Raw genomic sequence first — 11,668 nt, 5'->3', positions numbered from 1 at the left:
GGTCCTGACCGATATCCAGGTGACATATGCGACTGACATATGCGAACCCGGGGCCTCGCTCGTGGTCTCGACGGGTGGGCATGGATGGTGTTCGCCGATTACGGAACAACTTGCGGAACAACCTGCCCTTTCGGGAGGCGGTCAGGAAGAGACAGAAGATCCCGGGCGGCGATTCTGGGGATCTTGCCGCCCGGGATCCTGATATCAGCTCCCCATGTCGGGAAGAAACAGAAGGTTTCAGGCGGCGTGGCCGCCTGAAATCCTGATTCTGTCTTCAGTTCTGGGTCGGGGCAGGTTGTTGGACAGCGTAAAACGCTCCACCTTCGATAGGAGCGCCAGCTTGTGAGCCCACAGTAACGGTTCCTGTCAGGTCTCCGTGTACCAGCAACGACCCATCGTGATCGTACACGTTACCTGCAATTGTCCCGCTGACTCCGGTACGCTCATTGGAAACAAAACTCCTCGGGAAAAGGGTACCGCTCAGGGTGCTGGTCATGTCGGTCGCAGTGATCGTTCCGGTACCCTGAAGGATTCCCCCTTCACCAACAGCAGCGAGAAATCTATTGCCGCGAAAGTCTGAGAAATCCTAGGCCCGTGCGCTGACCGTACCGGCATCGAAATCGGCATTGATTGTGAGACTGCCGATGAGACGACGATTGTTGTAAAGATTGTCAGCCCGGACATATCCCGACAAGGTGCCGCTCCCCGCCGGGAGAGAATCCGGGGCTTCGAGAAGGCCGGTTTCGGCAGCTGCAGCGATAAAGTTCATATTATCGGTTTCCCGGAGATGTCTGAGCGGTCTGATTGTTACACCGCTACCCCGCGGGTTCAGGCGAAGAGCGATTCTTTGACCGTTTTTGTCATCGCTGAGGTAAAAATCAGCGCCATCGATACTTGTCGCAGCAGTCATACCCGGGTCGGTGACGGTGACGGTTTGGCGGCTTGATGCTGTTCCGCTGCCTCGAAGGTTGTTCGAGGCCGCAATCGTATAGGTCCCTGTGGCACCCCCATATACCGTCAACTTCGTCCCACGGCCAACGTAAACATTGCCCGTCATATCGGCATCGACGTCTATGTCGCCATTGACACCGTCATTGATCCTGCCATCCAGAGTGCTTTGAAGTTGTGCTGTGGTGATCGTTCCGGTACCGGAAAGAGTCCCATAAACCCTGCCACGGGTATTCCAGCCACCGCTCGGGCTCGGCTCGGTGGCAGTGTCAAACCGACGAAAATTGCTTGCAAATGTCGTCACCGTACCGTCACTGAAGTCGGCGGTGACTGCAAGACGGCCCATGATTATTGATGAGCCATAGAATCGAGCCCTTACATATCCCGTCAGGAGGCCTTTCCCAGCGCTCCGGAGGGAAGACGGGTTGAAAACATCGAGCGTCAGGGCACTAATTTGAATCGAATTTAACTTGCTGGTTTGGTTTCTATATGTGTCCGTCCGGATCATTGCATTCCGAAAACCTGCATAGTGCTGGACTTCAAAGCGGACTTGGTTACCCTGCTGGCCTGTAGCTCCGGGCGCACTGGCGAGAATCGTGGCCTCACCGGAATCGGCGTGGGCGGCAACCCCTGCAATCAGGAGCACAGCTGCAAGAACGCTTGACAGTTTGTTCATCGTGGATCTGGTCATGGTGGACATGGTCATGGCTGATTTCCTCTTTCTCGTGGTCGCGTTTCTCGTGGTCGGGTTGTCGCACGCCTTGCATGCATCCCGAAGCCTAGAGCACATCAAGTCGGTGTCAAGCCCTTTTTTTACAGCGCCCGAAATCGTCCCGATGTCCTCCGTCCCGATGTCCTCGGGTGCGATCCTGCCGTCTGCAAGGGGGAGACCCCGGCGATCAGGTCAGAAGCCTGCATCGCGGCGCGCCTTGAGGACTTTCACCAGACCGTCGTTCATCCTGCGCGTGAGCGTCGGGAAGTCCTCACCCTCGGCGGCCTCCTCGCTACCCTGCACCATCTTCGCGGTCAGCTCGTCCGTCAGTTCAGGGGCGATGAGCCGGGTCCAGGGAAACTTCAGGGCCGGCCCGAACTGCTCCAGGCAGTATCGCATGCCGCCCTCGCCACCGCCGACATGGTAGACCATGCACGGGCCCATCAGCGCCCAGCGTGGACCGGGACCGTTGGTGACAGCGATGTCGATCTGCTCGACCGTCGCCTCACCCTCGTTGACCATGTGGAGCGCCTCGCGCCAGATCGCCTCCTGGAGGCGTGTGGCGACGAAGCCGGGCACCTCCCTGTCCATCACGAGCGGTGCCTTGCCGGCGTGCCTGAAGAAGACGCCCGTCCACTGCACGGCATCGGGATCGGTCCTGGCACCGCCGACGATTTCGACCAGCGGCATGAGATAGGGCGGATTGAAGGGATGGCCCGTGACCGTGCGCTCGGGCGTGGCGCATTTCGCCTGGATGTCGGTGATCGAGAGACCCGATGTCGAGGAGCTGATCACGACATCATCGGGCACCAGTTTGCCAAGCCTGGCATAGACGCTCTGCTTGAGGTCGATGTTCTCCGGCACGCTCTCCTGCACGAAGTCGGCATCGGCCACGGCCGCAGCCATATCGGTCGTGACAGCGAGGCGGTCGCGCGAAGCGCCATCGGCCAGGCCCAGCTCGGTCAGCGCTTCCCAGGCGGCATCGATGAGGCCGCGCAGTTTCGGTTCCTCGGCGGCATCGTGAACCCACGCGGTCACATCGTAACCCCGGGCGAGGAAGTGGGCGGCCCAGCCGCCGCCGATCGGGCCGGCGCCCAGGCAGGCGATGGTTGAGACGTCCCGGGGAGCCTTGCGCGCCATGGCTGAACCTGTCGTTGGATGTGCGTTGCGACGGAGCCGCGCCAGACCGCAGTCGCCGGGAAATCCTTGCGGCGCGGTTGTCCTCGCGTGACTGTCTCGCGTAACTGTTCGGTCATGGCAAACTTAAGGCAGCGCCTGCCCCCGCTCAACAGCCTCGTCGCCTTCGAGGCCGTGGCGCGCCATGGCAGCATTACCCGCGCCGCCGAGGAACTTCGGGTCACGCGGGAAGCGGTCAGCCGGCAGATTCACGGCCTTGAGGACCATCTCGGCGTGACGTTGCTCCTGCGGGTTCACCGTGCGGTCGAACTGACCGCCGAAGGCGAACGCTTCCGAAGCGTCGTGGCGTCGAGCCTGGATGCGCTCGCACGCGCCAGCGACGGATTGCGCGAGGGCGGTGCCACGACGCGCGTGACGGCAATGGCAACGATTGCCATCGCATCCTTCTGGCTCACGCCCCGCTTGCCGAACTTCCGCACGCGCCATCCCGACATCGGGATCCGCCTGCGCGCGTCGGACATTCCGCTCGACATGCGGCGCGAGGGGATCGACCTCGGCCTGCGTTACGGCGACGGCGACTGGCAGGGCCAGGACACAGCCGAACTGTTTGCCACCGAGACGTTCCCCGTCTGCACGCCGGACTACCTCGCCGAGCACGGACCGATCGCCGAACCCGGAGACCTGCTCGATCACACCCTGCTCAATCTCGACGGACCGACCCATGCCGGCGAGGACTGGACCTGGTGGCTGCAGGGCGCCGGAGTGGCGACGACGCGGGCAACCAACATTCTGGGCTTCGATTCCTACGCCAATGTCATCCAGGCCACGCTGGACGGCCAGGGCGTGGCCCTCGGCTTTTCGCGCATCGTCGACAGCCAGTTCGAACGCGGCCGGTTGATCCGCCCGGTCGGGCCGGCACTGACCAGGGGCCATGCGGTGCACCTTGTCACCATACCGGGCCTCGAGCTCTCACCGGCTGCCGAGGCGTTCCGCTCCTGGCTCGTCGAGCAGGCCGGTCAGATCGGGCGAACCGGCGTGTAGCTTGCCCGGACCGCCTCCAGCGGCGACATATCGAAGGCCGCGGGCGTTTCGTGGCTGCCGTCGATCGCATCGGCCGATGGGCACAGCGCCCCCGGCGCTGCGTCGGGCGACACCGTGACCGGTTGCGTTTCGGGAACAAGGCCCGTTGAATGCAGCCACGCAAGAACGGACGGACGGGAGGCGACCATGTCGGAGCTGCGATGTCGGATCTGAAGAGCTACAGGATGCTGATCGACGGGGAATGGGTCGCCTCGGGCGACGGCCAGACCTTCGAAAGCATCAATCCGACGACAGGTCAGCCCTGGGCCGAGATCCCGGCCGCGACCGATGAGGACGTCGATCGCGCCGTGCGCGCCGCCCACCGCGCCTTCAGCGAGGGCGCATGGGCCACCATGCTGCCGACAGGCCGCGGCAAGCTGCTGCGCAACCTGGGCGACCTGCTTGCCGACAAGTCCGAAGACCTGGGCCGCACCGAATGCATCGACACCGGCAAGATGTTCAGGGAGACCCGCTGGCAGGCGACGTATATCGCCGAGTTCTTCCATTTCCATGCCGGGCTCGCTGACAAGGTGACAGGCGAGACCCTGCCGATCGACAAGCCCGACATGATGACGCTGACGACCCGCGAACCGCTCGGCGTGATCGCGGCGGTCGTGCCGTGGAACAGCCAGCTCTTTCTGGTGGCCGTGAAGATCGGGCCGGCGCTGGCGGCGGGCAACACGGTGGTGCTGAAAGCGAGCGAACATGCCTCGGCCGCCATGCTGGAGTTCGGCGAACTGATCGAGCAGGCCGGCTTCCCGCCCGGCGTCGTCAACATCGTCACGGGCTTCGGCGAACCCTGCGGCCGGAGCCTCACGACCCATCCCCTGGTTGCGCGCATCAGCTTCACCGGCGGCCCCGGAACGGCGCGCCATATCGTCCGCAACTCGGCCGAGAACTTTGCCGAGGTTTCGCTGGAACTCGGCGGCAAGTCGCCGGTTGTCGTGTTCGAGGATGCCGACCTCGAAAGTGCGGTGAACGGCGCGATGGCGAGCATCTTCGGCGCATCGGGCCAGAGCTGCGTGGCGGGCAGCCGCATCTATCTGCACGAGACGATTCACGACAGCTTCCTGGCCGACATCACGAACCGCGCCGGGAAGATCGTGATCGGCGATCCCCTGGCCGAGGAAACCCAGATGGGTCCGCTCTGCACCCCGGGGCAGCTCAACACCTGCAAGACCCAGGTCGCTAGGGCGATCGAGGAGGGCGGCACGGTGCACCACGGCGGCAAGCCGCCGTCTCACCTGAACGCCGCCCTGAACGCCGGATGGTTCTATGAACCGACGATCGTGGAGTGTCCCGATCAGACCATGGAGATCGTCGATTCCGAGATGTTCGGACCTGTTCTGAGCGTGCTGCGCTTCAGGGACGAGGACGAGGTGATCGCTAAGGCCAACGACACGAGGTACGGCCTGGCCTCAGGCATCTTCACCAGGGATATCGGCCGCGCCCTGCGCGTGCAGAAACAAATCCGCGCCGGCATCGTCTGGATCAACACCTACCGGGTCGTCTCGCCCATCGCCGAGTTCGGCGGCTTCAAGGATTCCGGCTTCGGTCGCGAGTCCGGTGCCCAGGCGATCTACGACTACACGCGGCCCAAGACCGTCTGGATCAACACGTCGGACGCACCGATGGGGGACCCGTTCGTGATGCGCTAGAGCGGGTCGTCCCGGTCGAGCGCATCGATGTCGGCCCGGAAGGTCACAGAAGCGTGGCCGGTTCTTCCATCATCTCGAGATGCAGGGCCGTGCCCTCGTAGGGGTTGGCCAGCGCAACCTCCTCGTCGAGTTCGACGCCCAGGCCCGGTTCGGTCGAGGGGATGACGAACCCCTCCTCCCAGCGCATCGGCGTCTTCAGGATCTCGGCGTGGAAGCCGCCCCAGCGATAGATGCTCTCAAGGATCAGGAAGTTCGGCGTGCAGGCGGCAAGCGCCGCGTTCGCCGCGCCCTCGATCGGACCGCAATAGAGGTGTGGCGCGATCTGGGCGTAGTAGGCCTCGGCCATGCCGGCGATCTTCTTGCCCTCGAGCAGGCCGCCGACGCGGCCCAGCGCCATCTGCAGGATCGAGGCCGCACCGTGCTCAAGCACACGCGCGAACTCGTACTTCGTGGCCAGGCGCTCGCCGGTCGCGATCGGCACGGTCGTGGAACGCGCCACCCTGGCCATCTCCTCGGGCCGCTCGGGCGGTGTCGGCTCCTCGAACCACAGGGGGTCGTAAGGCTCAAGCCTGCGCGCCATGCGGATCGCGCCCGAGGGGGTGAACTGGCCGTGCGTGCCGAACAGGAGATCGGCCCCGGTCCCGACGGCCTCGCGAAGCCTCTTCACGAAGAGCTCGGAGAGCGCCATGCGCTCCTGCGAGGGCTGGCGCGGGTCGAATGCGCTGTAGGGACCGGCGGGATCGAACTTCACGCCGGTGAAACCCTCGCTGACGTAGCGCGCAGCCCGTTCCGCGGCGAGATCGGGATCGGCATAGACGTCGGTCGCGTCACCCTCTTCGGGATAGATGTAGGTGTAGCTCCGGATCCTCTCGTGCACCTTGCCGCCAAGCAGCTCGTGGACCGGCTTGTCAACCGCCTTGCCCACGATGTCCCAGCACGCCATTTCCAGACCCGACATGACGGCCACCAGCGACAGTTCGGGACGCAGGCTGAAGCCGGACCCGTACATGCGCCGCCACATTGTTTCGATGTGGAACGGGTCCATGCCGATCACATGGCGCCGGGCGATGTCCTCGGTCATGGCAGCCACGACATGGGGCGAGAAGGTCGCGGTGTAGACCTCGCCATAGCCGACGATACCGTTGTCGGTGGTGAGCTTGACAAAGACGAAGTAGTTGCCGCCGAAGTGCGGCGGCGGGTTGCCCACCACAAAGGTGGTGACGTCGGCGATCTTCATGACTGGCAGGTCCGGTCTGGTGCGGCGCACTCAATCCGAAGGCGGGGTGTGGCGCAAGGAGACAATTGCGTCCGACGTCCCTGATCGGGCAGGGTGCGGCGAAATCAGCAAGGTGTGCCATGTCCGCTCTCGCGCAAACGCTTCTCGATGACCTCGGCCGCGTCGCACCGCCGTTCCCGGCCTCACCGACCCTGCCGCCGTCGTGTTACGTCGACGCCGAGGTCCTGACTGCCGAGCAGTCGGCGATCTTCCGCAAGAGCTGGGTCGGGATCGGCCGCGCCGACCGCTGGCAGGTGCCCGGCGACTACCAGGCGCTGGAGGTCGGCGGCGTTCCGGTCGTCGTGTTGCGCGACAGGGAGAGCACCCTGCGCGCCTTCGCCAACACCTGCCGCCATCGCGGCACGAAGCTGCTCGAAGGCTGCGGCAACGCCGCACGCATCACCTGTCCGTTTCACGCATGGACCTACGGTCTCGACGGCGCGCTGCGTGGCGCACCGCGCATGAGACACGCCACGGATTTCGACAACGCCGGGCATGGTCTTCTGCCCTACCGGGTCGAGGAGCGCGCCGGCTTTGCCTTCCTCTGCCTTGGCGAAGCGACACCCGGCATCGACGTCTGGCTCGGCAACTTCGAAGCCATGCACAGCCCCTGGCCGCTCGGCGCACTCATTACCACGCGGCGCCGCGAGCTCGAGGTCGGCTGCAACTGGAAGCTCTTCCTCGAGGTCTTCAACGAGTACTACCACCTGCCCTATGTGCATGGCGGAACATTCGGCGACATCTACGGTGAGCCCGATGCGGCCGACGCGGTCGAGGGTGCCTTCACGACCCAGTTCGGCCTGACCGAGGGCACCGGCGGACTTAAAGACGACGAGCAGGAGCACAGCCTGCCCGCGATGCCGGGGCTCGAAGGCCGCAACAGCCAGGGCACGCGCTACACCTGGGCCTTCCCGTCGATGACCTTCGCGGCGGGCAGCGAGGCCATGTGGGTCTACGAAGCCCGCCCGATCGCGGCCGACCGCTGCGCGGTCACCATGTCGGTCTGCTTCCCGACCGGGACGGTCGGGAGCGACGGCTTCGAGACCAGGGCGGCGCATTACTACGAACGCATGGACGATGCGCTTGAGGAAGACCGCAAGATGCTGGAGCGACAGCAGGCCGGCATGACGTCGCCCGCCGCACGTCAGGGCCGCTTCAGCGAGCTCGAGCCCAGCATCGCCAATTTCGCGTTCTGGTACAGCAGCCGGATGATCGGGCGCTGAGGCCATCGTCCGGGACGCATCATGTTCGCCCACGACATGCTCGCCCACAACATATCCGCCCGTGACATATCCGCCCGCGACGTCGCCATCCGTTCCGACCGCATCGCCCGGCACCGCTTGCCGTCGGCCCCGGCTTCCAACCGAGTGCGTGCAACCGAGTGCGTGAATCCGCTCTGCATCCGAAGACCCGGAGCATCGTCACCCGTTCAGATGGATTCAATCCGAACGGGATATGCTCTGACCGACGCTACGACGCCTTGCGCTGCGCGCCCCTGCCGCGATGCGACCTGCCGCCACCGCTGCGGGGCTTGCGGCCCGATCGCTTGCCGGCCAGACACTGACCGTCAGTGCGTTGACCGCCCGAACGCTGACCACCCGCGCGCTGGCCCCGGTTCTGCTTCGGCGTCTTCGGGATGTTGCCGCTCTCGTGCAGCAGGGCGATCGCTTCGGCGTGGAACCTGTGATCGGCATCGACCGCGATCTGCCGGCGCGTGGTGCGCTCGATGTCACGCAAACAGGCGAGCTCGTCGCCACTGCAGAACGACAGCGCCTTGCCTTGCGCACCGGCGCGCGCCGTGCGTCCGATGCGGTGGACGTAGCTCTCCGGCTCGTTCGGCAGATCGAAGTTGATGATGTGGCTTACATCGTCGATGTCGATACCGCGGGCGGCGATGTCGGTCGCGACCAGCGCGTTGACCTTGCCGTCGCGGAAGTCCTTGAGCGCACGCTGCCGAGCGGATTGCGACTTGTTGCCGTGAATCGCATCGGCTGACACGCCGAACTTGTCGAGGATGCGCACGATCCTGTTGGCGCCGTGCCTGGTGCGCGCGAAGACGATCGCGCGGTTCACATCGGGCTCGGTCAGGAGATCGTGGAGCAACTCGATCTTGTCGCGCCTGTCGACGAACAGAACACTCTGTTCGATGCGCTCCACCGTGGTTGCCTGCGGCGTCACTTCGACCCGCTCGTGCTTCCTGAGGATCGAGGCGGCGAGCTTCGACACCTCCCCGGGCATCGTGGCCGAGAACATCACGGTCTGCCGATCCTCCGGCAGCCTGGCGATGATCCGCTTCACGTCATGGATGAACCCCATGTCGAGCATGCGGTCGGCTTCGTCGAGCACGAAGGTCTCGACGGCATCGGGCCGGATATGCCCCTGCGCCATCAGGTCGAGCAGACGGCCCGGTGTGGCAACGAGGATATCGGTGCCCTGGCGCAGCCTGTTGACCTGCGGGTTCTGATTCACGCCACCGAAGATGGTGACGCAGGAGAGTTTCAGGTGGCGACCATAGGTCTGGAAGCTTTCGTCGATCTGGATCGCGAGCTCGCGGGTCGGCGTCAGCACCAGCACGGACGCCGTCTTCGGCGCCGGCCGGCCTTCGGCCTCCGACAGCCACTGCAGAGCCGGCAGCGCGAAGGCCGCCGTCTTGCCGGTGCCGGTCTGGGCAATGCCCAGGAGATCGCCGCCCTGAAGCAGCGTGGGAATGGCCCGACGCTGAATCGGCGTGGGCTCGGTATAACCTTCGTCGGCCAGCGCACGGCAAAGCGGCGCGATGAGGCCGAGTTCGGCAAACATCGTTGTCATCGTCGTTGTCATCGAATGGAATCCTGTCAGCGCCGGCGAGCGGACCCGCGGTCCGGCCGGTGCCTGTTTTCAGTTGTCTCCTTACGCTGTCGCGGGTGTCAGCGGCGACGGCCACGCGGGGGACGGCGGCCTGTGCCGCCGGGCCGTGGTGCGGAGTTCTCGTCCTTGTGGCGGAAGTTGATCCGCGCCCTGGTCAGATCGTAGGGTGTCATTTCCACGGTGACCCGGTCGCCGGTCAGCACGCGGATGCGCGCCTTTCTCATGCGGCCGGAAGTGTAGGCCATGACCTCATGGCCGTTGTCGAGTTCCACCCGGAAATGGGCGTCGGGCAACACCTCGGTGACGACGCCTTCCGCTTCGATCAGATCCTCTTTCGACATCCAGTACTCCTCAAACCTGTCGCGCAACCGACGCCATCCGGACATATCCAGGCCAGGCCTGCGCACGGTTCGAAAAGGATGAAAATGCCGATAGCCAGCAGGCCCTGGGTCTGATCAGCACGCACGGGGCACCGCGCCCAGCTTTCAGCCAGTTTCCCGCGTTTCGCGGGGGGGGGGCGGAAACCTGCTGGAGCCTATGTGATGCCAAGGCCGGGGAATTGCAAGGAGGAAGCGGGTCTGGCAGATGTGCGGTGAACAGATGTGCGGTGAACAGATGGCGAGGGCGTGACGGCGATGACCACAGCGGTTGCCGGCGAACCGGGAATCTTCGGCGAATTACGGAACAACCTGCCCTTTCGGGAGGCGGTCGGGAAGAGACAGAAGGTTTCAGGCGGCGTGGCCGCCTGAAACCCTGATTCTGTCTTCAGTTCTGGGTCGGGGCAGGTTGTTGGACAGCGTAAAACGCTCCACCTTCGATATCAGCGGCAGGGTTCCGGCCCACAGTAACGGTTCCTGTCAGGTCTCCGTGTACCAGCAACGACCCCTCGTGATCGTACACCTTCCCTGCAATTGTCCCGCTGACTCCGGTACGCTCAGTGGAAACAGTAACCCTCGGGGCAAGGGTACCGCTCAGGGTGCTGGTCATCTCGGTCGCAGTGATCGTTCCGGTACCCGTAAGGGTCGTCCCTGAGTCCCCCAAAGAAGAAGTGGGAAACCTATTGCCGCGAAAGTCTGAGAAATCCTGGGCCCGTGCGCTGACCGTACCGGCATCGAAATCGGCATTGATTGTGAGACTGCCGATGAGACGACGATTGTTGTAAAGATTGTCAGCCCGGACATATCCCGACAAGGTGCCGCTCCCCGCCGGGAGAGAATCCGGGGCTTCGAGAAGGCCGGTTTCGGCAGCTGCAGCGATAAAGTTCATATTATCGGTTTCCCGGAGATGTCTGAGCGGTCTGATTGTTACACCGCTACCCCCCGGGTTCAGGCGAAGAGCGATTCTTTGACCGTTTTTGTCATCGCTGAGGTAAAAATCACCATTGATATCTGTCGGTGTAGTGCTACCTGGGTCGGTGATGGTGACGGTTTGGCGGCTTGATGCTGTTCCGCTGCCTCGAAGGTTGTTCGAGGCCGCAATCGTATAGGTCCCTGTAATACTAGTGCCGTATACCGTCAACTTCTTCCCACGGCCAGCAAAAACCTCGCCCTGCATATCGGCATCGACGTCTATGTCACCATTGACACCGTCATTGATCCTGCCATCCAGAGTGCTTGCAAATGCTGTTGTGGTGATCGTTCCGCTACCGGAAAGAGTCCCCAAAACCCTGCCACGGCTATTCCAGCCACCGCTCGGGCTCGGATCGTCGGCAGTGTCAAACCGACGAAAATTGCTTGCAAATGTCTTGACCCTACCGTCACTGAAATCGGCGGTGACTGCAAGACGGCCCATGATTCTTGATGAGCCATAGAACTCAGTCCTCAAATATCCCGTCAGGAGGCCTTTCCCAGCGCTCCGGAGGGAAGACGGGTTGGAAAGAGCAGGGCCCAGAAAGACAGCATTACTTATCGAAGCAAGCTTGCTGGCTTGTTTGTTATATGTGCTCGTCTGGATCGTTGCATTTCGAAAACCTGCATAGTGCGGCACTACAAGGGGTTCGGGTCCCTGCTG

The 11,668-nt window shown here is 63.6% G+C and carries 9 protein-coding genes; 3 read left to right on the top strand and 6 right to left on the bottom strand.

What is annotated here, in order from left to right:
* Positions 1–586: 586 nt before the first annotated feature.
* Both GDA49_06260 and GDA49_06255 read right to left on the bottom strand, forming a co-directional pair.
* Positions 587–1,654 carry a hypothetical protein gene (locus tag GDA49_06260; GenBank protein ID MBC6440004.1) on the bottom strand — a complete coding sequence of 356 codons (1,068 nt, stop codon included), beginning with the start codon at positions 1,652–1,654 and terminating at the stop codon, positions 587–589.
* 198 nt (positions 1,655–1,852) lie between these two features.
* Entirely contained in the window at positions 1,853–2,800 is a 948-nt protein-coding gene (locus GDA49_06255; protein MBC6440003.1) for a 3-hydroxybutyryl-CoA dehydrogenase, read from the bottom strand.
* Between the two features lie 114 nt (positions 2,801–2,914).
* Between GDA49_06255 and GDA49_06250 the strand changes: the two genes are divergently transcribed.
* On the top strand, positions 2,915–3,838 hold the full coding sequence (locus tag GDA49_06250; GenBank protein MBC6440002.1) for a LysR family transcriptional regulator: 924 nt from the start codon (positions 2,915–2,917) through the stop codon (positions 3,836–3,838).
* Positions 3,839–4,038: 200 nt separating this feature from the next.
* Entirely contained in the window at positions 4,039–5,535 is a 1,497-nt protein-coding gene (locus tag GDA49_06245; protein ID MBC6440001.1) for an aldehyde dehydrogenase, read from the top strand.
* Positions 5,536–5,578: 43 nt separating this feature from the next.
* Here the strand turns inward: GDA49_06245 and GDA49_06240 are convergent, their stop codons facing one another.
* Entirely contained in the window at positions 5,579–6,772 is a 1,194-nt protein-coding gene (locus tag GDA49_06240) for a mandelate racemase/muconate lactonizing enzyme family protein (GenBank protein ID MBC6440000.1), read from the bottom strand.
* Positions 6,773–6,891: 119 nt separating this feature from the next.
* On the opposite strand from GDA49_06240, the gene GDA49_06235 reads away from it, so the two are divergent.
* Complete coding sequence (locus GDA49_06235) at positions 6,892–8,034, top strand: aromatic ring-hydroxylating dioxygenase subunit alpha (GenBank protein MBC6439999.1); 1,143 nt, start codon at positions 6,892–6,894, stop codon at positions 8,032–8,034.
* Positions 8,035–8,281: 247 nt separating this feature from the next.
* On the opposite strand, the gene GDA49_06230 is transcribed toward GDA49_06235, so the two are convergent.
* The 3 genes from GDA49_06230 to GDA49_06220 all read right to left on the bottom strand — a co-directional run.
* Positions 8,282–9,631 (bottom strand): DEAD/DEAH box helicase, encoded by a 1,350-nt coding sequence (locus GDA49_06230; GenBank protein MBC6439998.1) that lies wholly within the window; start codon positions 9,629–9,631, stop codon positions 8,282–8,284.
* An 86-nt stretch (positions 9,632–9,717) separates the two neighbouring features.
* Positions 9,718–9,999 carry a translation initiation factor IF-1 gene (gene infA, locus GDA49_06225; GenBank protein ID MBC6439997.1) on the bottom strand — a complete coding sequence of 94 codons (282 nt, stop codon included), beginning with the start codon at positions 9,997–9,999 and terminating at the stop codon, positions 9,718–9,720.
* A gap of 424 nt (positions 10,000–10,423) precedes the next feature.
* Positions 10,424–11,668: hypothetical protein (locus GDA49_06220; GenBank protein ID MBC6439996.1), on the bottom strand; the 1,245-nt coding region annotated here is incomplete at its 5' end.

This window comes from Rhodospirillales bacterium (assembly GCA_014323865.1).
GTDB lineage: Bacteria > Pseudomonadota > Alphaproteobacteria > SP197 > SP197 > SP197.
Note: the sequence above shows the minus strand (reverse complement) of the source record. Positions and strands in the feature narration are given on the sequence as shown.

Excerpts from the sequence above, each read along its gene's own strand:
- GDA49_06235 (MBC6439999.1), top strand. The coding sequence starts at position 6,892 with ATGTCCGCTCTCGCGCAAACGCTTCTCGATGACCTCGGCCGCGTCGCA.
- GDA49_06260 (MBC6440004.1), bottom strand. The coding sequence starts at position 1,654 with ATGACCATGTCCACCATGACCAGATCCACGATGAACAAACTGTCAAGC.
- GDA49_06230 (MBC6439998.1), bottom strand. The coding sequence starts at position 9,631 with ATGACAACGACGATGACAACGATGTTTGCCGAACTCGGCCTCATCGCG.
- GDA49_06255 (MBC6440003.1), bottom strand. The coding sequence starts at position 2,800 with ATGGCGCGCAAGGCTCCCCGGGACGTCTCAACCATCGCCTGCCTGGGC.
- infA (MBC6439997.1), bottom strand. The coding sequence starts at position 9,999 with ATGTCGAAAGAGGATCTGATCGAAGCGGAAGGCGTCGTCACCGAGGTG.
- GDA49_06245 (MBC6440001.1), top strand. The coding sequence starts at position 4,039 with ATGTCGGATCTGAAGAGCTACAGGATGCTGATCGACGGGGAATGGGTC.
- GDA49_06250 (MBC6440002.1), top strand. The coding sequence starts at position 2,915 with ATGGCAAACTTAAGGCAGCGCCTGCCCCCGCTCAACAGCCTCGTCGCC.
- GDA49_06240 (MBC6440000.1), bottom strand. The coding sequence starts at position 6,772 with ATGAAGATCGCCGACGTCACCACCTTTGTGGTGGGCAACCCGCCGCCG.